The organism is Rhodococcus olei (genome assembly GCF_039540555.1).
Taxonomy (GTDB): domain Bacteria; phylum Actinomycetota; class Actinomycetes; order Mycobacteriales; family Mycobacteriaceae; genus Rhodococcus_G; species Rhodococcus_G olei.
Genome location: NZ_BAABFB010000059.1, coordinates 253,524 through 279,237, shown reverse-complemented (window position 1 = coordinate 279,237; position 25,714 = coordinate 253,524). Strand labels below are relative to the sequence as shown.

The following is a 25,714-nucleotide window of genomic DNA, read 5'->3' as shown; positions in this document are numbered from 1 at the left end:
CTGGCGCAATGCGCATCCTGGTCGTCGACAACTACGACAGCTTCGTCTTCAACCTGGTCCAGTACCTGGGCCAGCTGGGCACCACGGCGACGGTGTGGCGCAACGACGACCCGCGCCTCGACGACCGGGCGGCGGTCGCGGCGGACTTCGACGGGATCCTGCTCAGCCCCGGGCCCGGCACCCCGCAGCGTGCGGGGGCGAGCATGGACCTGGTGACGGCCTGCGCGGACGCCGCGACGCCGCTGCTCGGCGTCTGCCTCGGGCACCAGTCCATCGGCGCCGCGTTCGGTGCCACCGTCGACCGTGCGCCGGAACTGCTGCACGGCAAGACCAGCCTGGTCACCCACGACGGGACCGGGGTCCTCGCGGGCCTGCCGAACCCGTTCACCGCGACCCGCTACCACTCGCTGACCGTGCTGCCGGAGACCATGCCGGACGAGCTGATCGCGACCGCGCACACCGACACCGGCATCGTGATGGCGCTGCGGCACCGGGACCTGCCGATCCACGGGGTCCAGTTCCACCCGGAGTCGGTGCTCACCCAGGGCGGGCACCGGATGCTCGCGAACTGGCTCGAAGTGTGCGGGAAGCGTCCCGCCGAGGGGCTGATCGAGTCGCTCGAGGCCGAGGTCGCCCGCGCTCTCGGCGACGCCCTCAGCCACTCCTGACCTCGCGATCGGCGGGAGGCCGATCCCGTCCCTGATCCTGAATGGCCCATCCGGTCGGTTCAACCGACCGGATGGGCCATCCAGGAAGTAGCGGGTGCGGGTCAGCGAGGGCCGGAGGACGGGATGCCGAGCTGACCGATGCCGACGGTGATCGTCGCGGTCTTCGACACCTCGGATCCCGACGGCTGCGTCTGCGAGACGACCTTGCCGACCAGATCGGTCTCCAGGGTCGGCTCCGGCCGCTGAACGAGCTGGCTCGACGAGCCGGTCCACCCGGCGCGCCGCAGCGCGTCCAGCGACTGCGACACCGTCTGGCCGCTCAGGTCCGGCATCTGGATCATGTTGCCGTTCGACACCTTGAGCTTGACGGTGGTGCCGCGGGCCGCGGTGGTGCCGCCGGTCGGGTCGGTGGACACGACCTGGCCCTTCGGCCGTCCGGAGTCGATGTTCTCGACCTCGACCTTGAAGCCGGCGCCCTCGACGTTCGGCTGCGCGACCTCCAGCGTCTGGCCGACGACGTTCGGGACCCGGACCTGCTCCGGTCCGCTGCCGAGGGTGACCTGCACGGTCCCGTTGATCTCGACCTTCGCGCCCGAGGTCGGGTCCTGCGCGGTCACCTTGTCGAGCTGGTCGGGTGAGGACGGGGCCCGGTCCACGGTCGGGTCGAGCGCCAGGCCGACCGCGCTGAGGGCCTGCGCGGCCTGCGCCTGCGTCATCCCGGTCAGCTTCGGCACCGTCACCTGCTCGGGGCCGGACGAGATGTCGAGGGTCACGGTGGTGCCCTCGTCGGCGCGACTGCCTGCGACCGGGATCGTGGAGATGACGTTGCCGGTCGCGACCACGTCGCTCGGCTTCGGCTGGGTCTGGACCCGGAATCCGAGGTTCTGCAGCGTGGTCTGGGCGGCCTGCGACGACTGGTTGGTCACGTCGGGGACCGTCACCTGGGCGGCCTTCGATCCGGGGCCGAGGGACCACAGGAACGCGCCGATGATGCCGATCACGACGAGCGCACCGATGGCGAGCAGCGCCCACTTCAGCGTCCGCCGCGAGTTCGGCTCGGGAGTCCCGGCCCCGGGTGCCGCGGCCGGCGTCGGGGTCGCGGCCGGGGTCGCGGCGTAGCCGGAGTTGTCGACGGCACCGAGGATCGTGGTGCGGTCCTCGTCGCTCATCACCATCGGGGCGGCCGGGCGCTGCCCGCCCAGCACCCGAACCAGGTCGCCGCGCATCTCGGCGGCGCTCTGGTACCGGTTCGCCGGGTTCTTGCTCATCGCCTTGAGGATCACCGAGTCCAGCTCGCGCGGGATGTCGGGGTTCACCGACGACGGCACCGCCGGATCCTCGCGGACGTGCTGGTAGGCGACCGCGACCGGGGAATCGCCCTTGAACGGCGGTTCTCCGGTCAGGATCTCGAACAGCACACAGCCGAGCGAGTACACGTCGGAGCGGGCGTCGACCTGTTCGCCGCGGGCCTGCTCCGGCGACAGGTACTGGGCGGTGCCGATGACGGCGGCGGTCTGCGTCATCGGGCTGGAACTGTCGGAGATCGCGCGGGCGATGCCGAAGTCCATCACCTTCACCGCGCCGGCCCGGTTGATCATGATGTTCGCCGGCTTGATGTCGCGGTGCACGATGCCGTTGCGGTGGCTGAAGTCCAGGGCCGCGCACACGTCGGCGATGACCTCCATCGCGCGGCGCGGCGCCATCGGGCCCTCGCTGCGGACGATGTCGCGCAGCGTCACCCCGTCGACGTACTCCATCACGATGTACGGCAGCGGACCGCCGTCGGTCTCGGCCTCACCGGTGTCGTAGACGGCCACGATCGCCGGATGGTTCAGTGCGGCCGCGTTCTGCGCCTCGCGACGGAAGCGCAGGTAGAACGTGGGGTCGCGGGCCAGGTCGGCGCGCAGCACCTTGATCGCGACGTCCCGGCTCAGCCGCAGGTCGCGGGCCAGGTGCACCTCGGACATGCCACCGAAGCCGAGAATCTCACCCAGCTCGTAGCGGGAGGAGAGTTTGCGGGGTGTGGTCATGGCTGTCCTTGGGGGGCCGAGGTCGTCGTCTTGCCCGGCGTCGTCGTGGTGGTCGTGGTCGTGGTCGTGGTGGTCGGCGGCTCGGTGGTCGTCGTGGCCCGCACGGTCGTGGTGGTCGGCGGCTCGGTCGTCGTCGTGGTGATCGGCGGCTCGGTGGTCGTCGGTTCCGTTGTTCGCTCCGTGGTGATCGGCGCCTCGGTGGTCGTGGGTGGCCGCGTCGTCGTGGGAACGTGCGTGGTCGTGACCGGTGCGCGGGTGGTGGTCGTCGTGGCCGGCGCGGACGGCTCGTCACCGCCCCCGGTCAGCAGCATCCAACCTCCGGTCAGCAGCGCCAGGAGCAGCAGGCCGCCCGCGGTCCATGCGACCGCCTTCTGGCCGCTGGTCAGGCCGGACGGCGGTGTCTCGGCGGCGGGACCGGGCCCAGCATAGGCACCCGTCGACGGTGCCAGCACCTGGGTGGCCGCGGTCGGCGACGTCACCGCGACGGTGGGTGCCGTCGCACCCGGCAACGGCGGCCGGCCGCCGGCGCGGACCACCGCGACCGCGTCGGCGAACTCGCCGCCGCCGCCGTACCGGGCGGCCGGGTCCTTCGCCATCGTGATCTCGATCAGCTCGCGCACGTTCGGCGGCAGGTCCGTCGGCAGCGGTGCCGGGATCTCCTGGACGTGTTTCATCGCGACCGTCAGGGCGCCGTCGCCGGTGAACGGGCGGTGCCCGGACAGGACCTCGTACCCGACGACGCCGAGCGAGTACACGTCGCTGGCGGGCGACGCATCCTGACCGAGGGCCTGCTCCGGCGCGATGTACTGGGCGGTGCCCATCACCATCCCGGTCCGGGTGACCGGGGACGCCTCGACCGCCTTGGCGATGCCGAAGTCGGTGATCTTCACCTGCCCGGTCGGGGTGATCAGGATGTTGCCGGGTTTGACGTCGCGGTGCACGACACCGGCGTCGTGCGCGGTCTGCAGCGCGCGGCCGGTCTGCTCGAGCATGTCGAGCGCGTGCGGCAGCGACAGCCGCCCGACCCGGGCCAGCACCGAGCTCAGCGGTTCGCCGTTGACCAGCTCCATCACCAGGTAGGCGGTCGCCGCGCCTGCGGTGTCCCGGGTCTCGCCGTAGTCGTAGATCCCGGCGATGCCCGGATGGTTCAGCTGCGCCGTCGTCCGCGCCTCGGTGCGGAACCGTTCCAGGAACTCCGGGTCGTTGGAGAACTCGGACTTGAGCACCTTGACCGCGACCCGGCGGTGCAGCCGGTTGTCGGTGGCCTCCCACACCTGGCCCATGCCGCCGGTCGCGATCAGGCGCAGCAGCCGATAGCGGTTCGCGATGACCGCGCCGTTGTACAAGGTCACCGCTGCGCCTCCCGCTCGAGCGCGGCGTTGATCACGGCCCGCCCGACCGGTGCGGCCACCGACCCACCGGTCGCGGCGAGGGCGCGGTCGCCACCGTTCTCGACCATCACCGCGATCGCGACCTGCGGGTTCTGGGCCGGCGCGAACGCGATGTACCAGGCGTGCGGCGGCGTGTTCCTCGGATCGGTGCCGTGTTCGGCGGTACCGGTCTTCGACGCGATCTGCACACCGGGGATCTTGTTCCCGCCGCCGGTGTTGTTCTCCGACCCGATCATCAGGTCGGTCAGGGTCGCCGCGACCTGCGGGGACACCGCCTGCCCCTTGGACTCGGGCACGGTGTTGGCCAGGTCCGACAGGTCCGGGCTCTGCAGCTGCGCGACCAGGTGCGGCTGCATCCGGACCCCGCCGTTCGCGACGGTCGCGGCGATGACGGCGTTCTCCAGCGGGGTCAGCGCGACGTCCCGCTGACCGATGCTGGTCTGGCCGAGCGCGGCGTCGTCCGGGATCGAGCCGACGGTCCCGTCGGCGACGGGAATCGGGATGCCGGGCGCGTCCGGGGAGATCCCGAACGCGGTCGCCCGCTCCTTGAGTGCGTCGGCGCCGGTCTTGATGCCGAGCTCGACGAACGCGGTGTTGCAGGACCGGGCGAACGCCTCGCGCAGCGACGCGGTCGGGCCGCTGCCGCAGGTGGTCCCGTTGTAGTTCTCCAGGGTGGTGGTCGTCCCCGGCAGCGTGATGTTCGGCGCCGCGGTGAGCTGCTCGTCCGGGTTCGCGCCCTTGGTCAGTGCGGCCGCGGTGACCACGACCTTGAACGTGGAGCCGGGCGGATAGGTCTGCGAGACGGCCCGGTTGAGCAGCGGCTTGTCCGGGTCGGCGTTGAGGTCCTCCCACGCCTGGGTGCTGACCTTGCCGTCGTGGCTGGCGAGCAGGTTCGGGTCGTAGCTGGGGGTGCTGACCATCGCGAGGATGTCACCGGTGCTGGGTTTGATCGCGACGACCGAGCCGGTGTAGCCCTTCGCCGTCAACTGGTCGTACGCGACCTGCTGGACGACGGGGTCGATCGTGCTGACGACGTTGCCGCCCCGCGGGTCGCGGCCGGACACCAGGTCGAAGAAGCGCCGGCTGAACAGCCGGTTGTCGGAGCCGTTGAGCACCGCGTCCTCGCTGCGTTCGAGGCCGGTGTTGCCGTACAGCATCGAGTAGAACCCGGTGACCGGTGCGTTCGCGAACGGGCTCGACGGGGCCGACGGGTTCGGCGGATAGGTGCGCAGGTACTTGTACCGGTCGTCGGTGGCCACCGACGCGGCCAGCACCTGACCCCCGGCCGAGATCTGGCCCCGCTGACGGGAGTACTCGTCGAGCAGCACCCGCGAGTTCCGCGGATCGGTGCGCAGGTCGTCGGCCTTGATGACCTGGACGTAGGTGGCGTTGGCGAGCAGCGCGACGACCATCACCATCACTGCCATCGCGACACGGCGCAGCGGGGTGTTCATGTGCGCCTCAACATTTCCGTCGGTGCGTCCGCGATCGGTGCGGGTCCCTTCTTCTTCGGTTCCGGTGGGGTGCGGGCGGCGTCGGAGATCTTCATCAGCAACGCCAGCAGCAGGTAGTTCGCCAGCAGCGACGAGCCGCCGTACGACATGAACGGGGTGGTCAGGCCGGTCAGCGGGATCAGTTTGGTGACGCCGCCGACGACGACGAACACCTGGATCGCGACCGTGAAGGACAGACCCGCCGCGAGCAGTTTGCCGAAACTGTCACGGACCGCGAGCGCGGTGCGCAGCCCGCGGACCACGAAGATGAGGAACAGCATCAGCACGGCGGCCAGGCCGATCAGACCGAGTTCCTCGCCGATGGTCGCGACGATGAAGTCGGTCTTCGCGAACGGCACCTGGGAGGGGCGGCCGCTGCCCAGGCCGGTGCCGGCCAGTCCGCCGGTCGCGAGCCCGAACAGGGACTGGGAGATCTGATAGCCGGTGTCGTTGTAGTCGGCCAGCGGATCGAGCCAGGTCTGCACCCGGACCCGGACGTGGCCGAACATCTGGTACGCGAACACGAAACCGAGGGCGAGCAGGGCGCCGCCGATGATCAGCCAGCCGACCCGCTCGGTGGCGATGTAGAGCATCACCAGCACGGTCGTGAACAGCAGCAGCGACGTGCCGAGGTCCTTCTCGAGGACGAGCACGCCGATCGAGACGATCCAGGCGACGAGGATCGGACCGAGGTCGCGGGCGCGGGGCAGGTCGAGCCCGAAGAAGTGCCTGCCTGCGGTGGTGAACAGTTCCCGCTTGGACACCAGGACCGACGCGAAGAAGATGATCAGCAGGATCTTCGCGAACTCACCGGGCTGAATGCTGAAGAACGGCAGCTTGATCCAGATCTTCGCGCCGTTGACCTCCGACATCGACGACGGCAGCAACGCGGGGATGGCGAGCAGCACCAGTCCGGCCAGGCCGAGGGTGTAGCTGTACCGCGCGAGCAGTCGATAGTCGCGCAGCAGCACGAGGACCGCGATGAAACCGGCGATCGCGAGGGCCGTCCAGAGCACCTGCTGGGTGGCGTCGGGGGAGGGGGCCGCCCGGCCGAAGTACGCGGCGGCCGACGCCTCCGCGAGGTCGAGCCGGTGGATCAGCACGAGGCCGAGGCCGTTGAGCAGCGCCACGATCGGCAGCAGCAGCGGGTCGGCGTGCGGCGCATAGCGGCGGACCGCGACGTGTGCGATCAGGAACAGCGCCGCGTACGCGAACGCGTACTTGGCCAGGTCCCAGGTGATGGTCTGCTCCTGGCTGGCCTCCACCAGCACCAGCGACAGCGTGGTGATGCCGATCGCGGCGAAGATCAGCATCAGTTCCGCGCCGCGGCGGTTCGACTGCGGGGGCGCGGGAGCGAAACCTCCGGGCGGGCTCGGGAACGGGGCGCCCGACGGTGCAGCGGACACGGACATCAGCTACCGGTCCTGCAGTTCTGTCCCGGGATCTGGGTCGACGTCGTCACGGCCGGCGCGGCGGGTTCGGTCGTGGTCGGCGGGGCGGGTGGGGGGGCCGGGGCCGGGCCGGTGGTCGCCACCGGGGCCGGAGCGGGGACCGGGGCGGGGACGGGGGCCGGGGCGGGGACGGGGGCCGGGGCGGGCGCCGGTGTCGGCGTGGGGGTGCTGGTGGTTGCCGTCTCGCACACCGGCAGCAGGTCGCCGTCGGTGATCCGGTGCATCTGGCTGCGGGCGTCCTCCAGCGACCCGGACGGCAGCCCGGCCCGGACCTGCGCCCGCGCGGACGGCTGCAGGTCGTCGACCGTCAGCACGGTGCACGACGGGGTCACGGCGTCCGGCTCGACCAGGGTGAGTTGACCGTTGTCGTCGACGCAGCCGAGGAGGTTGACCTCCTGCAGGGAGATCCCGAGGACGGAGCCGGGGACGCCGCGCAGGACCACGACGCGGCCGGCGTCCGCTCCGACGTAGTAGTTCTGTCGGAGCGCCATGCGTCCGGCCACCAGGCCGGCGACGACGACGGCGATCAGGCCCATCGCCAACAGGATCCACCGCAACCGGTGGCCCTTCTTCGGCTCGGGTTCGGTCGCGAGGGGGACCCGACGGGGCGTCGCACGCGGCGGCCGCATCGCGGCGGCCCGGCCGGCGGCGGTGTCCGGCGGCGGGCTGTCCTCCTCCTCGTCGGAGGCGGCGCCCCCGACGATCGGGCGGCTCTGCCCGTAGTCGAGGTCGATGACGTCGGCGACGACGACGGTCACGTTGTCGGGTCCGCCGCTGCGCAGCGCCAGCTCGATCAGCCGGTCCGCGGACTCGCCGGGGGTGCCGGTGCGCAGCACCTCGGCGATGGTCTCGTCGCTGACGACGTCGGACAGCCCGTCGGAGCACAGCAGGTAGCGGTCCCCGGCGCGGGCTTCGCGCACGGTCAGCGTGGGTTCGATCTCGTTGCCGGTCAACGCCCGCATGATCAACGACCGCTGCGGATGGGTGTGGGCCTGCTCGGCGGTGATCCGCCCCTCGTCGACGAGGGACTGCACGAACGTGTCGTCCCGGGTGATCTGGGTGAGCACGTCGTCACGCAGCAGGTACGCGCGGGAGTCGCCGATGTGCACCAGGCCGAGCTTGCTGCCCGCGAACAGGATCGCGGTCAGGGTGGTGCCCATGCCGTCGAGCTCCGGCTCCTCCTCGACCTGTTCGGCGATCGCGGCGTTGCCGTGCCGGGTGGCGGCCTCGAGCTTGCCGAGCAGGTCGTCGCCGGGCTCGTCGTCGTCGAGGTGGGCCAGCGCGGCGATCATCAGCTGCGAGGCCACTTCACCGGCGGCGTGGCCGCCCATGCCGTCGGCGAGCGCGAGCAGCCGGGCGCCGGCGTAGACCGAATCCTCGTTGTTGGACCGGACGAGGCCGCGGTCGCTGCGCGCCGCGTAGCGCAGGACGAGGGTCACGGGCGGAGCTCGATCACGGTCTTGCCCACCCGGACGGGGGTGCCCAGAGGAACCCGGACCGCGGTGGTGACCCGCGCCCGGTCCAGGTAGGTGCCGTTGGTGGAGCCGAGATCCTCGACGTACCAGTCGGTTCCGCGGGGGGACAGGCGGGCGTGCCTGGTCGAGGCGTAGTCGTCGGTGAGGACGAGGGTCGAGTCGTCGGCCCGCCCGATCAGCACCGGCTGGGTGCTCAGGGTGATCCGGGTGCCGGCGAGCGCCCCCTGGGTCACGATCAGGTGCTTGGCGATCTTCGGTTTCCCGAACGACGGCAGGACCGACGAGCTGCGGGAGTAGCGGGGCGGGACGCGGACCCCGGACGCGGCGTACACGTCACTGCGGAGCGTGCGGAGCACCGCCCACACGAACAGCCACAGGAGCAGCAGGAATCCCGCCCTGGTCAACTGCAGGATCAGTCCCTGCACCGCGGTCCACCTCCTCCTCGTGCGAGCGGCGTTGTGCCGACAGCGTCATACGGCGATCCGGCTCACGTCGATCGCACTGGGGACGCCCAACCACAATACGGAACCGCGGCGGAATTCCGTCGCCGCCCGGGTGGGCCTGTCGGTTCGGGTCAGACGATGCGGACCAGGATCTCCGAGTGACCGGCCCGGATGACGTCGCCGTCGGCCAGCTGCCAGTCCTGCACCGGCGCACCGTTGACGGTGGTGCCGTTCGTGGAGCCGAGGTCCGAGAGCATGGCGACCTGGCCGTCCCAGCGGATCTCGATGTGCCGGCGGGAGACGCCGGTGTCGGGCAGCCGGAACTGGGCCTCCTGGCCGCGGCCGATCACGTTCCGGCCCTCGCGGAGCTGGAAGTTGCGGCCGCTGCCGTCCTCGAGCTGCAGGGTGGCGGTGAAGGTGCGGTTCGGGTCGAACCCGGAGTACTCGGCCCCGTAGGGCTGACCGTACGGCTGCTGCTGGCCGTAGCCCTGCTGCTGGCCGTACCCGGCGTAGTCGCCGGCGGGCGGGTACTGGTTCCCGTAGTCGGCGGGCGGGTAGTCGGCGGGCGGGTAGTCGGCGGGCGGGTAGTCGCCGGCCGGGGGGTACTGGTTCGCCGGGTAGTCGGGGTTCGGCGGGTACGGGTTCGCCGGGTAGTCGGGGTTCGGCGGGTACGGGTTCGCGTAGTCGGCGGGCGGGTGGTCGCCGGCCGGCGGATAGGGGTTCGCCGGGTAGTCGGGGTTCGGCGGGTACGGGTTCGCGTAGTCGGCGGGCGGGTAGTCGCCGGCCGGCGGGTACGGGTTCGCCGGGTAGTCCGCGCCGTTCTGCCGGCCGCCGCCCTGCGCGTAGCCGTTGCGGGGCTGGTCGTAGCCGCCGGCCGCCGAGTAGCTCGGGTAGGCGCTGCCGTTCCGACCCGCGGCAACCGGTTGTTCCTGCTGGTAGCGACCCTCGTCGGCGGGCTCACGTGAGGGGTCGAAGCCTGAGTTCTGGGTCATGTGGCCAGCTCCTGAGTTCATGGGTGCGGAGGGTCGTGCGGTCGCGGGCGGTAAGGCTACTTCCTGATCCGGTCGCGGGTGCAGTGTTGTGCCCGCATCGGGATCAACCGCTCCGCTGGTCCGGAACTGGCCGGTGTGCAGCGTGGGGGACGCCTCGAACCGAACGGTGATCGGGCCGTAGGTCTGCCACCCCTGGTCGCGGATGAAGTCCTCAAGGTGTCGGGAGAACGCCTTGACTGTCAAGTCCCGGTCCGAGGACAGATGCTCGTGGTCGGACTCGTTGACTGTGATCACGTAGGAGTTCGGTGCCAGCAGATGGCCGCCGTCGAGTCGCTGCAACCCGTCGGTCGCCTCGCGCTGCAGCGCGGACTCGACCTCCTGCGGGACGACTCCGCCGCCGAAGACCCGGGCGAGTCCGTCGCCGACGGCGCCCTGAAGCTTGCGTTCGAACCGTTGGACGATGCCCATGCCGCCTCCTCTCGACTTCTCCGCGTGTCGCGGTCTGCCTCGACCGCCCCTGCATGATATCCGCGCCCGGGAGCGGGGTGCTGAGGTGGCGCATCGTCGCAGGTCAGGGGGCGAATCGTGTTTTCGTGGTGAGTCGTGCTAGTGTTTCCAACGTCGCTCGGGCGAGTGGCGGAATGGCAGACGCGCTGGCTTCAGGTGCCAGTGTCCTTCGGGACGTGGGGGTTCAAGTCCCCCTTCGCCCACCAGGAGCAGTTCCACGAACTGCACGCAACGAGGTCACGAACTCGCAAGAGGTCGTGGCCTCGTTTTCGTCGATCTGAGCGAACGAAATTCTCCCGTGAATCCGGCGACGGTGCCGAGCGCTCGATTCGGACGCGAGTGTGGGGTGGAACCCGGATCGGGTTCCGCCCCACACGACCGGTGTCTAGAGCGTGCCGTTCTCGATGTCGCGCTTCATGGCCTGCTGGTTCTCGATGTGCGACGACACGCCGTTCTTCACGGTGTAGTCGATCAGGATGGCCGGCGCCGAGAACGTCAGGTGCTCGGTGACCGTGGTCGCGTCGCCGTCCTGGGCGAAGGTGACCTTCTGGTGGGTGATCACGCCGGGCATGTCCCAGGTGTCGGTGCTGTACCAGTGCTCGGCCGCGTACGTCCGCTGCTGCCCGACGGTGCGTCCCGGGATCGACACCGAGCCGGCCGGGATGTCCTCGAGGGCGATGAACTCCCAGACGTCGGCACCACCCTCGGTGTACCTGCGGTGGGAGAGCACGTCGCGAAGGAACGGGTGCCGCCCGAGGCTGTTCTCGAGGTTCGAATACGCGGGGAACACCCGGTCGATCGGCGCGTCGATGGTGACCGGCAGGGTGACGTCCACGGTCGTCAGTGCCGCGGCGGCATGGCTGGCCTCGATCTGGTAGGCCGCCCACGAGGCGTTCCACTCGACGCCCACTGCGGAGGAGGAACCCGAAACAGATTCGGCCCCGGCAATTTCCGTGCTCCCCAAGACGATCCCGGTAGCAAGCACGCAGGCTGCGAGAAGCGTGGATTTCGAGCCTCGGGCCCACCGGCCACCGAGCTGCTCAGGACGTTCGACCATTCGTTTTCCTCACCCCGTCGAGACCGTTGCCGCCACTCGGCGACCGGGCGGATAATACGCCGCCCGGGCCCTCTATCGACCTCGTATGGGATCAGTCCCGGCCGAACGCATTTCGAGTGCCCCACCGCCGCGGGGCTGCGGCGGTGTCAGCGGTCTCGCATCCGGCCGATTCGGGATGTCCCGTGGTCTCGAAGTGGGTTGGTGCACAACAGGGCAGGAAGATGTCGACCCCTGGTTCGTGACCCTCCCGGACCGGTTCCTGGAGGGGCGGCCACGACTGGGCCACTCGGTTCCGGGCCGGCAGCGCCGGCCGGGACGGTACGGACCGTCCGAGCCCGTCGGGAGTTCTCGGCCTCCGGGCTGGGTGCTGGTGTCGCTGAATTCCTCGACGAGCAGCGCACTCCCGCCGAGGAAGGCGATCACGCAGAACACGTTGTGGTCGACGAGCATTCCCACCTCGGCGCCTCGGGCTTCGTGACGGTCACGGCGGCGTCGGCAGCATGCCGAGGACGTCCGGGTCCGCGCCGGCGGCGATCAACGCCGACCGGGTCGTGTCGAGCCACACGTCAGCCCAGGTCGGGTCGATGCCGCGCAGCAGCTGGTACTGGGTGCGCCAGGACGCGGCCCGGAAACCGGGCAGCTCCGGTGGATGCAGGCGCCAGGAGATCCGCTCGGACACCGACTCCGCGACCCAGAACACGAACTCGTCCGACTCGGCGGTGTGCCGGTCCGACAGGACGCGGTCGCGTTCCCGGACGGTCAGATGCCAACCACCCTCGGGGGTACCCCAGCAGAACGGACGCGCGTCCTCGTGTGCCTGCCCGAGCGCGGGCAGGTCTTCGGGTAGCGCACCCAGCCGCTGCGTCACGTCCAGGATCCGCAGGCGCATCTCGTGATCGAGCAGATCGTCGTTCAACGGTTCGACCACCGACACCCACCCCTGCTTCGGCGACGCGGCGTCACTGCGGCGGATACACGGCGCGCACGTAGCCGGCGCAGCGCAACCAGAGGACATCGACCTTCGTCCCGCATGTGCCGACCTTGGGCAGCAGGTCGGCCACGACTTCGAACTGCGTACCGAAACCCTGCTGTTCGAACCACGGTGTGATCGGACCGGCATACAGCGGTAGGGGCTTGGCCACCGCGTAGACGTGGTAGTTGCAGTAGTCCGCGGGATCACTGACCAGGTTCACCGGTGGGAGCGCGCGGGAGGTGTAACTCGCACCGGCCGGGGCCAGGAAGTTGCCTCCTTCGCTGCCGTACCGGTCGATCAGCGTGCCGACATCCAACTGGCTCTTCGTGCGCCGAGGCTTACCGCTGCCGTCGAGGACGTATCCGTTCTCGGGCGGGTACCTGTAGGACGCCACCGGAATCGCATTCGGATCCCAGTACTTGGCGAGAAATTCGTCCGGGGACAGATCGCCGGTGCGCTTGTAGCCGTCCAGCTGATCGGCAACCGGGAACTGATCCGACAGCGTCTGCGGCCCGAGCCGTCGATCACCGTTGAAGAGCGCCTCCGAGCACCCGTGCCCGCCGAGAAGATCGCTGGAACCAGCCGACGAACCGGGCGCCGCCTGGGCGACCGCACCCTCGGCGAACACCACGGACACCACGAAGGCGAGAACGAGAAACAGATGGCGACGACGCATACCGAACCCTTTCCCATCGGTAGCGGCGACGACCGTTGCGCTCACACCTGACCAGAAACCGGTCCCCGCCAAGATGATTCACGCAGAATGATGACAGACCCTTCCGCCGTCGGCAGCGCGACGGGAGTCCGCCCTCGCCCGGCGCCGGCGCGTGCCGGGAGAGGTGCGGGAGGTCAGGCGGCGACGGGCGTGCTCCCGAGGCGGTCCCGGTGCACCGCCGCGTCGTTCCTGTGAATGACACGCCGGTTTCGGCCCGAGCGCTCGGCACGATGGCCCCCCGGGGGGAAGGCGAACCGGGTCGGGCACTACCGGGACCGGACCGGTCCGGCTCGCGCGGCACGTGTGCAGGGGGCGATGAGCGCGCCGTACGCGTCCCCGGCGCGGCCGGAACCGGCCAGGCCGGCGGCCTCCCGTGGCGGCGCGCGGCCGGGACGTCGGGTCGTCCGCGACGACACGAAGCGCCTCGACCAGCGCCGGACGTGGAGGCCGGACCCCGCCGCTCCGCGGGGCTCGTCCGCCGAAGCCGCCGCTCGAGCGCCACCGCCGGATCGCTCGTGGATGCCGCGGTCCGGACCTCCTCTCGTGACCTTCCCCACAATGCAGTGGAGTCACGATCTGGTCACGCTATGGTTACCGACAGCACTGACCGCAGCTGACTCGACTCGCTGCGGTCAGTAGTCGTTTCAGGGCCTGTTCGCCCGCGTTCGGGTGGCCGTTCCGAGGGCCGTGTCCCGCGCCCGCCGCCAGTGGCTCGCGGTGGCGACGCGCGCCATCGCCGCGGATCCCCGCACCAGCACGCGGGTGCGCAGGCGCCGAGCCCGGTCGTAGCGGCGCAGTCCGGTCGGGACGTCCGGCGCCTCGGACAGCGCCCTCGCCAACGCGGCCGCGTCGAGCATCGCCTCACAGGCGCCGCGGCCCAGGTTCGGTGCCATCGCGTGCGCCGCGTCCCCGATCAGCGCGACGTTGCCGCGCACGTAGGACGGCAGCGCGGGGGACTCGTACAGGTCGTGGTGCAGCAGTGCGTCCTCGTCGAGGCGGTCGAGCACGTCCCGGACGTCGCGGTGCCAGTCGCCGAACCTGGTGCGCAGGAACGGGATTCGATCGTCCTCGCGACCCGGTTCGGTGCGGACCGCGGCGAAGAAGTTGGTCAGCCCGCCGTCGCGTGGGGTGATCCCGAACAGGGCGCCCGCACCCCAGGTCTCGGACGTGGTCGTGGCGTCGCCGGGCACCCAGCCGCGCCAGGCGGCCATGCCGATCGGCCTGGCCCGGTACCGATCGCCGAAGACCGCGTCCCGGATCCGGCTGCCGATGCCGTCGGCGGCGATCACCACGTCGGTGTCGGCGGGGACCCCGTCGACCCGGCTCGACAGCCGCAGCACGCCGGAGGGCAGTGGTTGCGCCAGCGTGTGCAGCAGCGTCGGCCGCGACACCAGCACCGTCGACCCGCCCGGGACCGCGAGCCGGGCGATCGTGGACCCGTCGGGTCGCAGGATCGCGCCTGCCGTCTGGGCGACGCCGAGCGCACGAATCCGGTCACCGAGCCCGACCTCGTCGAGGGCGCTCTGCGCGGCCGGCCACATGCCGAGGGCGGTGCCGGTGTCGGGGAGCGCGGCGGACCGCTCCAGCACGCGGACCTGCCAGCCCGCCCGGATCAGGTGGTGTGCGGCGGTGAGGCCGCCGATGCCACCGCCGACGATGGTCGCCGTTCCTCGCATGAGCCCACGGTACTACCGATGTAGTGCCACGTACTACGGATGTAGTAGCAATCACTACCGCTGTAGTGTCCGGGGCATGGCAGGCAACCGGGATCGGGCGCTGGACGCGGCGATCGACCTGCTCGGCGCCCGCGGACTGCGCGGCCTGACGCACCGCGGAGTCGACGCGGCCGCCGACCTGCCGCAGGGCTCCACGTCGAACTACTTCCGCACCCGCGACGCCCTGGTCGCGGCGGTCCTGGACCGCCTGGTCGAGCGGGACCGCCGGGCCTGGGAGGAGTCGGGCGCGGCCCGGCTACCTGCGACGCTGGCCGAACTCGCGGACGGGTTGACCGGATACGTGCTGCTCGCGACCGGTCCGGACCGGGTGCGCACCACGGCCCGCTTCACGCTGTTCACCGCGGCGGCGACCGACCCGTCGCTCGCCGGTCCGATCGGCCGCGGCCGCACCGAACTCGTGAACTGGGGCACCACGATGCTCGCGATGCTCGGGTCCCCGGACCCCGGCGGGCACGCCCGGGTCCTGGTCGACTACCTGGACGGGATGATCCTGCACCAGCTGACGACACCGGCTCCGGAATTCGACCCGCGCCCGGGAATTGTTACGGTCCTCGCCGCGTTCTTCGGTACCGCATCGGGTCGGATCTGACCGGTCCGGTCGCGGCTCCCGCCGAGGTCAGCGATGTAAAAAGGCTCACCTTAGTTGGCATGAGGTGGGGGTTGTGAATTATCGTGCTGGGAACATGCTGGACACACAACGGTCCAGAGGGCCACTCGGCCGCGCCGGCGAAGGGCGGGGAACACCCCGCCGAATGCGCCGCGGCGGCGGGTGGGCGCGCCGATCCGACGCTGTGTCGGCGCTCGTTTTTGCCACGTGATGGCCATCAGCGTTGCTGGTCGTCTGTGCACTTTCACGCACACGAAGGCTAGGTATGAAGCAATTTCCAGGCCACCGGTCTCACGGATCCCAGGGCCTCTATGACTCTGTGAACGAGCACGACGCGTGTGGTGTCGCGTTCGTCGTCGACATGCACGGCCGTCGCAGCCGCGACATCGTCGACAAGGCGATCACCGCGCTGGTCAACCTCGAGCACCGGGGTGCCGCCGGATCCGAGCCCAACACCGGTGACGGCGCCGGCATCCTGCTGCAGGTTCCGGACTCGTTCCTCCGCGCGGTCGTCGACTTCGAGCTGCCCGCCGAGGGCGCGTACGCCACCGGCATCGGGTTCCTGCCGCAGGACGACGCCGCCGCCGACGAGGCCGCCGCGGGCGTCGAGAAGATCGTCGCCGAGGAGGGCCTGACGGTTCTCGGCTGGCGTCCGGTCCCCACCGACGACTCGTCGCTCGGCACCCTCGCGCGTGACGCGATGCCGACGTTCCGTCAGGTGTTCATCGGGTCGGCCGACGCGTCGGTCACCGGCATGGACCTCGAGCGCCGCGCCTACGTCATCCGCAAGCGCGTCGAGCACGAGCTCGGCGACGGCGGTGCCGGCGCGGACGGCCCCGGCCGGGAGTCGGTGTACTTCCCGAGCCTGTCCGGCCAGACGTTCGTCTACAAGGGCATGCTCACGACGCCGCAGCTCAAGGGCTTCTACCTGGACCTGCAGGACGAGCGCATGGAGAGCGCCCTCGGCCTGGTGCACTCGCGCTTCTCGACCAACACGTTCCCGTCGTGGCCGCTGGCGCACCCGTTCCGCCGCGTCGCCCACAACGGCGAGATCAACACCGTCAGCGGCAACGAGAACTGGATGCGGGCCCGCGAGGCGCTCATCAAGTCCGACGTCTTCGGTGACGGCGCACTCGAGAAGATCTTCCCGATCTGCACCCCCGGCGCGTCCGACACCGCCCGCTTCGACGAGGTGCTCGAGGTGCTGCACCTCGGCGGCCGCAGCCTGCCGCACGCCGTGCTGATGATGATCCCGGAGGCCTGGGAGCGTCACGAGAGCATGGACCCGGCCCGCAAGGCGTTCTACGAGTACCACTCCGCGCTGATGGAGCCGTGGGACGGTCCGGCGTCGGTGTGCTTCACCGACGGCACCGTCGTCGGTGCGGTGCTCGACCGCAACGGCCTGCGTCCGTCCCGCGTGTGGGTCACCGAGGACGGTCTGGTCGTCATGGCGTCCGAGGTCGGCGTCCTCGACATCGCCCCGGAGAAGATCGTGCGCCGCATGCGCATGCAGCCGGGCCGGATGTTCCTGGTCGACACCGCGCAGGGCCGCATCATCTCGGACGACGAGATCAAGTCGGAGCTCGCCGCGGAGCACCCGTACCAGCAGTGGATCGACGAGGGCCTGGTCCAGATCGACGCCCTGCCGGAGAGCAAGTACACGTACATGACCCACGACCGGGTCGTGCTGCGCCAGCAGATCTTCGGCTACACCAACGAAGAGGTGAACCTCCTCGTCAAGCCGATGGCCATCACCGGCGGCGAGGCGCTGGGCTCGATGGGCACCGACACCCCGATCGCGGTGCTGTCGGCTCGCCCGCGGATGCTGTTCGACTACTTCCAGCAGCTGTTCGCGCAGGTCACCAACCCGCCGCTGGACGCGATCCGCGAGGAGATCGTCACCAGCCTCGGCGGCACCATCGGACCCGAGTCCGACCTGCTGAACCCGTCGGCCGCGTCGTGCCGCCAGATCGTGCTGCCGCAGCCGATCCTGCACAACGACGACCTGTCGAAGCTGATCCACATCAACGACAACGGCGACTTCCCGCACTTCCGCAGCGTCATCGTGCGTGGCCTGTACCCGGTCGCGCAGGGTGGCGAGGGGCTGCGCAAGGCCCTGGACACGGTGCGCGAGAAGGTCTCCGAGGCCATCGCCGGCGGCGCCCGCGTCATCGTGCTGTCGGACCGCGAGTCCAACGAGAAGTACGCGCCGATCCCGTCGCTGCTGCTCACCGCCGCGGTGCACCACCACCTGGTGCGCGAGAAGACCCGCACGAAGGTCGGCCTCATCGTCGAGTCCGGTGACGCCCGCGAGGTGCACCACATGGCGGCGCTGCTCGGCTGCGGTGCCGCGGCGGTCAACCCGTACATGGCGTTCGAGACGATCGACGAGCTGCTGCAGAGCGGCCAGCTGGCCGGTCTGACGCTGGACAAGGCCGTCGCGAACTACATCAAGGGCGCCGGCAAGGGCGTGCTGAAGGTCATGTCGAAGATGGGCATCTCGACGCTCGCGTCGTACACCGGTGCCCAGCTGTTCCAGGTGATCGGCCTGTCGCAGGAGCTGGTGGACGAGTACTTCACCGGTCTGCACTCGAACCTGGGCGGCATCGGCCTGGACGAGATCGCGGCGGACGTCACCGCGCGGCACGCCGCCGCGTACCTGGACCGCCCGGAGCTGCGGGCGCACCGCGAGCTCGAGGTCGGCGGCGAGTACCAGTGGCGTCGTGAGGGCGAGTACCACCTGTTCAACCCGGACACGGTGTTCAAGCTCCAGCATGCGACCCGCACCGGCCAGTACGACATCTTCAAGGAGTACACCCGGCTCGTCGACGACCAGTCGGAGCGCCTGGCGTCCCTGCGTGGCCTGTTCAAGTTCAAGTCCGGTGTGCGCGAGCCGATCTCGATCGACGAGGTGGAGCCCGCCAGCGAGATCGTCAAGCGGTTCTCGACCGGTGCGATGAGCTACGGCTCGATCTCGGCCGAGGCCCACGAGACCCTCGCGATCGCGATGAACCGTCTCGGCGCACGGTCGAACTCGGGTGAGGGCGGCGAGGATCCGCGGCGTTTCGAGGTCGAGGAGAACGGCGACTGGCGCCGGTCCGCGATCAAGCAGGTCGCGTCGGGTCGCTTCGGTGTCACCTCGAACTACCTGACCAACTGCACCGACATCCAGATCAAGATGGCGCAGGGCGCGAAGCCCGGCGAGGGTGGCCAGCTGCCGCCGCACAAGGTGTACCCGTGGGTCGCCGAGGTGCGTGGCTCCACCCCGGGCGTCGGCCTGATCTCGCCGCCGCCGCACCACGACATCTACTCGATCGAGGATCTGGCGCAGCTGATCCACGACCTGAAGAACGCGAACCCGCAGGCGCGGATCCACGTGAAGCTGGTCTCGGAGATCGGTGTCGGCACCGTCGCCGCGGGCGTGTCGAAGGCGCACGCCGACGTCGTCCTGATCTCGGGTCACGACGGTGGCACCGGTGCGTCGCCGCTGACGTCGCTCAAGCACGCGGGTGCGCCGTGGGAGCTCGGCCTCGCCGAGACCCAGCAGACGCTGCTGCTCAACGGCCTGCGCGACCGCATCGTGGTCCAGGTCGACGGCCAGATGAAGACCGGCCGCGACGTCATGATCGCGACCCTGCTCGGTGGCGAGGAGTTCGGTTTCGCGACCGCGCCGCTGGTGGTCTCGGGCTGCATCATGATGCGCGTGTGCCACCTCGACACCTGCCCGGTGGGTGTGGCGACGCAGAACCCGGTGCTGCGCAAGCGTTTCGCGGGCAAGCCCGAGTTCGTCGAGAACTTCTTCCTGTTCATCGCCGAGGAGGTGCGTGAGCTGCTCGCCGAGCTGGGCTTCCGCACCCTCCAGGAGGCGGTCGGCCAGGTCGACGTCCTCGACACCACCGAGGCGATCGCGCACTGGAAGGCGTCGAAGCTGGACCTGTCGCCGATCCTGCACAAGGTCGAGTCCACGTTCGCGGACCAGGACCTGTACTGCTCGGGTTCCCAGGAACACGGCCTGGAGAAGGCGCTCGACCAGCAGCTGATCGAGCAGGCGCGCGACGCCCTCGACAAGGGCGAGGCCGTCGCGTTCGAGTCGGCGATCACCAACGTCAACCGCACGGTCGGCACGATGCTCGGCCACGAGCTGACGAAGGTCTACGGCGCGGAAGGCCTGCCGGACAACACGATCGACATCACGTTCACGGGTTCGGCCGGCAACAGCTTCGGCGCGTTCGTGCCCAAGGGCATGACGCTGCGGCTGCAGGGCGACGCGAACGACTTCGTCGGCAAGGGCCTCTCGGGTGGGCGGATCGTCGTCCGGCCCCCGCTGCGCACGGCCGAGGGCTTCGTGCCCGAGGAGAACATCATCGGCGGCAACGTGATCCTGTTCGGTGCCACCACGGGTGAGGCTCTCATCCGCGGCATCGTCGGTGAGCGTTTCGCGGTCCGCAACTCCGGCGCCACCGCGGTCGTCGAGGGCGTGGGCGATCACGGGTGCGAGTACATGACCGGCGGCAAGGTGGTCATCCTCGGCAAGACCGGACGCAACTTCGGTGCCGGCATGTCCGGCGGTGTGGCGTTCATCTTCAACCCGGACCGGGATTTCGGGGCCAACCTCAACACGGAGTTGGTCGATCTCGAGGACCTCAGCGTCGAGGACTTCGAGTGGCTCCACGGCGCCATCGAGCGTCACCGCGACGAAACCGGATCCGAGGTCGCGGCCCGGATCCTCGCCGACTGGTCCCACCAGAAGGCGCATTTCGCGAAGGTCATGCCGCGGGATTACAAGAAGGTGCTCGTGGCGATCGAGACCGCGAAGAAGAACGGAACTGACGTGAACGAGGCGATCATGGAGGCAGCTCGTGGGTGATCCAAGCGGCTTCCTGAAGCACACCTCGCGCGAACTGCCGATCCGGCGGCCGGTGCCGCTGCGGCTGATGGACTGGAAGGAGGTGTACGAGGACTTCTCCTCGGACACCCTCAAGACCCAGGCCAGCCGCTGCATGGACTGCGGTGTCCCGTTCTGCCACAACGGTTGCCCGCTCGGGAACCTGATCCCCGAGTGGAACGACCTGATCCACAAGGACCGGTGGCGCGAGGGCATCGACCGGCTGCACGCGACCAACAACTTCCCGGAGTTCACCGGGCGGCTGTGCCCGGCGCCGTGTGAGGCGTCGTGCGTGCTGGGCATCAACCAGGACGCGGTCACCATCAAGCAGGTCGAGGTCGAGATCATCGACCGCGCCTTCGACGAGGGCTGGGTCCAGCCGGTGCGTGCCTCGCACATCACCGGCAAGAAGGTCGCGGTCGTCGGCTCCGGTCCGGCGGGTCTGGCCGCCGCGCAGCAGCTCACCCGCGCCGGTCACTCGGTGACGGTGTTCGAGCGGGAGGACCGCATCGGCGGCCTGCTGCGCTACGGCATCCCCGAGTTCAAGATGGAGAAGCGCCACATCGACCGCCGCCTGGCGCAGATGGAGGCCGAGGGCACCGTGTTCCGCACGGGTGTCAACGTCGGTGTCGACATCACCGCCGAGCAGCTGCGTGCGCAGTTCGACGCGGTGGTGCTCGCCGGCGGTGCCACCGAGGCTCGGGATCTGCCGATCCCGGGTCGCGAGCTCGACGGCATCCACCAGGCGATGGAGTTCCTGCCGATCGCGAACCGCGTGCAGCTGGGCGACATGGCCGAGCCGACCATCACGGCGGCGGGCAAGAAGGTCGTCATCATCGGCGGCGGCGACACCGGTGCCGACTGCCTCGGCACCAGCCACCGCCAGGGCGCCGAGAGCGTGCACCAGTTCGAGATCATGCCGCGCCCGCCGGCCGAGCGCGCCGACTCGACCCCGTGGCCGACGTACCCGCTGATGTACCGCGTGTCGTCCGCCCACGAGGAGGGCGGCGAGCGCGTCTTCTCGGTCAACACCGAGCAGTTCGTCGGCAAGGACGGCAAGGTGACCGGCCTGAAGGCGCACGAGGTCACGATGGTGAACGGGCGTTTCGAGAAGGTCGAGGGCTCGGACTTCGAGCTCGAGGCGGACATCGTGTTCCTCGCGATGGGCTTCGTCGGTCCCGAGAAGCCGGGCCTGCTCACCGATCTCGGTGTGGACCTCAACGAGCGCGGCAACGTCGCCCGCTCGGCGCAGTGGTCCACCAACGTCGACGGCGTGTTCGTGGCCGGCGACATGGGTCGCGGGCAGTCGCTGATCGTGTGGGCGATCGCGGAGGGCCGCTCGTGCGCGTCCGCCGTCGACGCCTACCTCGAGGGTTCGACCGCGCTGCCGTCGCCGATCGTCCCGACGGCCGCTCCCCAGCGGTAGGCCTTCCGGCGCCGGTCAGCGTCGCCCGGCACCATTCCAGCAACCCGCCGTCCCGGATTCGTCCGGGGCGGCGGGTTTCGCCGTCTCCTGGGTGAATCGGCCCGACGTCATCCGTTTGAACGAATGTCCAGAAGAAATGGACGGATGTTCAGCAAACTGCTGTCCTGTTCTTGGTGTTGCCATTACTCTCCTCGGCTGAGATGTGACCGTAATCACGCATGAGGGCGGCTTCCGGGCCGGTCCGCTGAGGAGGTACCAGTGCGCGTTTCCCTTCCCCGTCGCTTCGCGAGACCCGTCATCGCCGCCACCGCCGCCGTGGGCCTGCTGTTCGCGGGTGCCGGCACGGCGCTCGCCCAAGACCCGACCCCGCCGCCGCCCGCGTCGTCGGGCGACCAGTCCGTCGACAACCTGCGCTGGAGCCTCGGCCTGTCCGCGGTGAACGGCGCCGCGGTCGACCCCGCCCAGTCGGGGGTCAACGTCGTCCACCCGGGCGACACGGTGACCTACACCGCGAAGATCTGGAAGAGCGCGGGCATCGGTCGGTACATGACCGCGATCCGGCAGATCCAGCCCGCCGGCTTCGAGTACCTCTCGCACACGGTGAGCAAGCAGTCGACCGTCACCAACGAGGGCGCCGCAGGCGTGAAGGCGACGTGCTCCGGGGGCGGCTGCAATTCGGTGCCGATCCTCGGCACCAAGGGCTACCTCGACAACGTGACCTTCGACGTCACCTACAAGATCCCCGCCACCCAGGCCTTCGGCGACTACAACGCCGGCTTCGTCTTCGACGTGTACGCGTTCAGCACGCAGTCGGGTGCCAACCCGGCCGGCGCGTGGGTGCGTGTCGTCGACCCGGCCGTGAACACGACCACCGACCTGCAGGTCCCGGCGACCGCGAAGACCGGGCAGTCGGTCGACCTGGTCGCGAACGTCGGCCCGGCGAACGCGGTCGGCACCGTCCAGTTCAAGGACGGCAACGCGAACATCGGCGCCCCGGTCGCGGTGTCGGGCGGCGCGGCGACGCTCCCGCACACGTTCGACACGGTCGGCGCGCACAGCATCACCGCGGCCTTCACCGCGGGCGCGGGATTCCACGACTCGGTCTCGGGCGCGAAGACGGTCGACGTCACCGCGGACACCGCCACCACCGTCCAGGTGCAGGCGACCGCCCTCGTCGGTGACGACGTCCAGATCACCGCGACGGTCACCCCGCCGACCGCGGTCGGCACCGTGCAGTTCAAGGACGGCGACGCCAACATCGGCGAGCCGGTGCAGGTCGTGAACGGCGCCGCCTCGATCACCCGCAAGTTCGACGAGGCGGGCACGCACAGCTTCGTCGGGCACTTCACCGGTGCGGCCGGCTACACCGACTCGACCTCCGCCCCGGCCGACTTGACGGTCAACGATCCCGACTGGGGCACCACCACCACCGTGCTCGAGCCGGTCACCGCGGTGGTCGGCACCCCGGTGAACCTGTCGGCGACGGTGCACCCGATCCCGTCCGGCGGCGACGTGACGTTCACGGTCGACGGCGTCCCGGTCGGCACCGCGCCGGTCGGCACCGGTGACGGTGTCGCGGTGCTGTCGCACACCTTCGCGAACGCCGGAACGGCGACGGTGGTCGCCGAGTTCACCGGCACCGGCGGTTTCACCGCCTCGACGTCGGCCGAGTTCCAGGTCACCGTCACGAACCCCGACCAGCGCGCCGCCACCCACACCACGCTGGCGGTGGCCGGTGACCAGACGGTCGGCAAGACGATCACGCTGACCGCCACGGTCGACCCGGCGACCGCGACCGGCGCCGTGCAGTTCAAGTCCGGCACCACCGCGATCGGCGCCCCGGTGCCGGTGGTGAACGGTGTCGCGACCCTGACCCACACCTTCGACGCCGAGGGCACCTACGCGGTGACCGCGAACTTCGTCGGTGGCGACGGGTTCAAGGACTCGGTCTCCGGGCCGTCGGTCGTCACCATCGCTCCGGCGGGCACGCCCGGCGGCGGGACCGGCAGCCTCGACACCGGCTCGCTCGGCAGCATCTTCGGCTCCTAGCCCGTGTGCCGACCCCCGGGGCGCGATGCGCCCCGGGGGTGTGGCCTCCGGCTCCACCCCATTCGTAGGAGAATTCATGCGTGAGAAGAGAATTCGCCGGTTGATCACCCCGCTGGGCACAGGCGCCGTCGTCGGCATCACGATGCTCGGCGGTGTCCCCGCCCAGGCCGCGCCCGTCACCACGCCGTTCAAGACCGCCTGCCTGGCCACCCCGTCCGCGGTCGCCGGTCCGACCGTGCAGGCACAGGACGCGTCGGTCACCATCGACGCCCCCGAGTCCGTCGCCGCGGGCGAGGAGTTCGAGGTGACGATCATCCCGCCGCCGATCACCTTCCCGAACTCGGCGTCGGGCGCGACCGTTCAGAACGTGTCGCGGATCAAGATCGACGTCGCCATTCCGCAGAACGCCACGTACCTGGGAGCGGACACCGTGGCCGGGACCAGCGTCGGGCTCAGCGGCGTCACACCGAACGTGCTGCGCGTGAACGAGAACGGCGCCGTCGACGCGAACGGATCCGTTCTGCGTCTGTCCGGCAACAACGTGGTCATCGGCAACAGCCCCACCTCCAGCAAGAGCAGCGAGGGCGGGATCGTGGCGAAGGCCGGGCCGGGTTCGGAGACCACGTTCCAGCTGCCGCAGGTCCGGGCCCGCCTCAAGGCGGGCGCCTCGGGCAACGTCGAGATCAAGTTGCGCACCGCCGGTGACGCCGGGGCGTGGGCCAACGACAAGAACTTCCTGACGTTCCTGCCGAAGGCGTCGTTGATCGTCACCGCGTGGGCGCCGACCCAGTGCACGCCGCGGGACAGCGAGTCCGCGCCGCTCAACGCCGGTGCCGGTCCGCTGAGCACGACCCGGATCGTCGAGGCCGACAAGGCCACCACGACCACGATCTCCGGTCCGAACGCCGCCAAGAACGGCTCTCCCGTGACCCTGACGGCGAACGTGGCACCCGCCGCGAACGGCGGCACGGTCCAGTTCAAGGACGGGGACGCCCCGCTCGGTGCCCCGGTGCCGGTGACCGGTGGCGCGGCGATCATCGCCCCGGTCTTCGACACCGACGGCCCGCACTCGATCACCGCGGAGTACTCCGGGACCACCGGCTTCACCGGGTCCGTCTCGGCGGCGAAGGTGATCACGGTGACCACCGACGCCCCGCCGGACGCGGTCACCACGACCACGGTCACCGCGCCGTCCAACGCCAAGGTCGGGCAGGACGTGAACCTGACCGCCAAGGTCACCCCGGCCGGGACCGGCGGCACGGTCGAGTTCACCGTCGACGGCGGCGCCCCGGTGCCGGGCATGGTCGGCAGCGACGGTGTCGCGGTGGCGCCGTACACGTTCACCTCGACCGGCACCCACAAGGTGGTGGCACGGTTCACCGGTGTGTCGGGGTACGCGAAGTCGGTGTCGCCGGCGTTCCCGGTGAGCGTCACGCAGCCGGCCGCGGCGGATGTCGAGACCACGACCACGCTCGACGCGGTCGGGACGGTCACCCGGAACACCCCGGTGACGCTCCGGGCGACGGTCGCGCCCGGCACCGCGAAGGGCACCGTGCAGTTCAAGCTCGGCGACGCCCCGCTCGGCGCGCCGGTCGAGGTGGTCGACGGTGTCGCGACGCTGCCGACGACGTTCGTCAGCCCGGGCACGTTCAACGTGACCGCGGAGTTCGTCGGAGCGCCCGGTTTCACCGCCTCGGCCTCGGCGCCGCAGACGCTGACCGTTCCCGGTGATCCCGGGCCGGGCACCGGCGGCGGCACCGGCAGCCTCGACGGGCTGTTCGGCGGGTTCGGTTCCTGACCTCGGGACCGGTGGTGC

The 25,714-nt window shown here is 70.3% G+C and carries 17 protein-coding genes and 1 tRNA gene; 7 read left to right on the top strand and 11 right to left on the bottom strand.

Translation table 11 applies throughout. The features are described 5' to 3' along the window. The first annotated feature begins 8 nt into the window (after positions 1-8). A complete protein-coding gene (locus ABD951_RS19560; protein ID WP_345348786.1) occupies positions 9-668 on the top strand; it encodes an aminodeoxychorismate/anthranilate synthase component II in 660 nt (219 codons plus the stop codon). A gap of 101 nt (positions 669-769) precedes the next feature. Here ABD951_RS19560 and pknB read toward each other — a convergent pair whose 3' ends face one another. The 7 genes from pknB to ABD951_RS19525 all read right to left on the bottom strand — a co-directional run bounded on the left by pknB (position 770) and on the right by ABD951_RS19525 (position 10,411). Continuing rightward, positions 770-2,698: a Stk1 family PASTA domain-containing Ser/Thr kinase gene (gene pknB, locus ABD951_RS19555; RefSeq protein ID WP_345348783.1), complete on the bottom strand. Its 1,929-nt coding sequence runs from the start codon at positions 2,696-2,698 to the stop codon at positions 770-772. Beyond that, positions 2,695-4,050, bottom strand: a complete 1,356-nt coding sequence (locus ABD951_RS19550; protein WP_345348780.1) for a serine/threonine-protein kinase — start codon at positions 4,048-4,050, stop codon at positions 2,695-2,697. The genes pknB and ABD951_RS19550 overlap by 4 nt, the downstream gene beginning before the upstream one ends. Then, positions 4,047-5,543 (bottom strand): peptidoglycan D,D-transpeptidase FtsI family protein, encoded by a 1,497-nt coding sequence (locus tag ABD951_RS19545; protein WP_345348777.1) that lies wholly within the window; start codon positions 5,541-5,543, stop codon positions 4,047-4,049. The genes ABD951_RS19550 and ABD951_RS19545 overlap by 4 nt, the downstream gene beginning before the upstream one ends. Next, positions 5,540-6,994, bottom strand: coding sequence for an FtsW/RodA/SpoVE family cell cycle protein (locus ABD951_RS19540; RefSeq protein WP_345348774.1), 1,455 nt, complete (start codon positions 6,992-6,994; stop codon positions 5,540-5,542). Before ABD951_RS19540 ends, ABD951_RS19545 begins: the two co-directional genes overlap by 4 nt. Next, a complete protein-coding gene (locus ABD951_RS19535) occupies positions 6,994-8,472 on the bottom strand; it encodes a PP2C family protein-serine/threonine phosphatase (protein WP_345348771.1) in 1,479 nt (492 codons plus the stop codon). The genes ABD951_RS19540 and ABD951_RS19535 overlap by 1 nt, the downstream gene beginning before the upstream one ends. Continuing rightward, a complete protein-coding gene (locus ABD951_RS19530; RefSeq protein ID WP_345348768.1) occupies positions 8,469-8,933 on the bottom strand; it encodes an FHA domain-containing protein FhaB/FipA in 465 nt (154 codons plus the stop codon). The genes ABD951_RS19535 and ABD951_RS19530 overlap by 4 nt, the downstream gene beginning before the upstream one ends. A 149-nt stretch (positions 8,934-9,082) precedes the next feature. Continuing rightward, on the bottom strand, positions 9,083-10,411 hold the full coding sequence (locus ABD951_RS19525) for an FHA domain-containing protein (RefSeq protein WP_345348766.1): 1,329 nt from the start codon (positions 10,409-10,411) through the stop codon (positions 9,083-9,085). Positions 10,412-10,570: 159 nt separating this feature from the next. Between ABD951_RS19525 and ABD951_RS19520 the strand changes: the two genes are divergently transcribed. Next, positions 10,571-10,656 (top strand) — tRNA-Leu (locus tag ABD951_RS19520). A gap of 179 nt (positions 10,657-10,835) precedes the next feature. On the opposite strand, the gene ABD951_RS19515 is transcribed toward ABD951_RS19520, so the two are convergent. From ABD951_RS19515 to ABD951_RS19500, 4 genes are all read right to left on the bottom strand, one after another. After that, positions 10,836-11,360 carry an SRPBCC family protein gene (locus tag ABD951_RS19515; RefSeq protein WP_345348764.1) on the bottom strand — a complete coding sequence of 175 codons (525 nt, stop codon included), beginning with the start codon at positions 11,358-11,360 and terminating at the stop codon, positions 10,836-10,838. A gap of 628 nt (positions 11,361-11,988) precedes the next feature. Next, positions 11,989-12,435 (bottom strand): Imm63 family immunity protein, encoded by a 447-nt coding sequence (locus ABD951_RS19510; protein ID WP_345348762.1) that lies wholly within the window; start codon positions 12,433-12,435, stop codon positions 11,989-11,991. 31 nt (positions 12,436-12,466) lie between these two features. Next, positions 12,467-13,156 carry a TNT domain-containing protein gene (locus tag ABD951_RS19505; protein WP_345348759.1) on the bottom strand — a complete coding sequence of 230 codons (690 nt, stop codon included), beginning with the start codon at positions 13,154-13,156 and terminating at the stop codon, positions 12,467-12,469. Positions 13,157-13,839: 683 nt separating this feature from the next. Beyond that, complete coding sequence (locus ABD951_RS19500; protein WP_345348756.1) at positions 13,840-14,871, bottom strand: FAD-dependent monooxygenase; 1,032 nt, start codon at positions 14,869-14,871, stop codon at positions 13,840-13,842. Between the two features lie 76 nt (positions 14,872-14,947). On the opposite strand from ABD951_RS19500, the gene ABD951_RS19495 reads away from it, so the two are divergent. From ABD951_RS19495 to ABD951_RS19475, 5 genes are all read left to right on the top strand, one after another. Further along, entirely contained in the window at positions 14,948-15,520 is a 573-nt protein-coding gene (locus ABD951_RS19495; RefSeq protein ID WP_345348753.1) for a TetR/AcrR family transcriptional regulator, read from the top strand. A 283-nt stretch (positions 15,521-15,803) separates the two neighbouring features. Continuing rightward, positions 15,804-20,405, top strand: a complete 4,602-nt coding sequence (gene gltB / locus ABD951_RS19490) for a glutamate synthase large subunit (RefSeq protein WP_345348750.1) — start codon at positions 15,804-15,806, stop codon at positions 20,403-20,405. Next, the gene (locus ABD951_RS19485) at positions 20,398-21,849 is read left to right on the top strand and encodes a glutamate synthase subunit beta (protein WP_345348747.1); all 1,452 of its coding nucleotides are present in this window, start codon (positions 20,398-20,400) and stop codon (positions 21,847-21,849) included. Before gltB ends, ABD951_RS19485 begins: the two co-directional genes overlap by 8 nt. Before the next feature lie 258 nt (positions 21,850-22,107). Next, positions 22,108-23,898: an Ig-like domain-containing protein gene (locus tag ABD951_RS19480; RefSeq protein WP_345348744.1), complete on the top strand. Its 1,791-nt coding sequence runs from the start codon at positions 22,108-22,110 to the stop codon at positions 23,896-23,898. Between the two features lie 76 nt (positions 23,899-23,974). Continuing rightward, positions 23,975-25,696 carry an Ig-like domain-containing protein gene (locus tag ABD951_RS19475; protein WP_345348741.1) on the top strand — a complete coding sequence of 574 codons (1,722 nt, stop codon included), beginning with the start codon at positions 23,975-23,977 and terminating at the stop codon, positions 25,694-25,696. Positions 25,697-25,714: the final 18 nt, after the last annotated feature.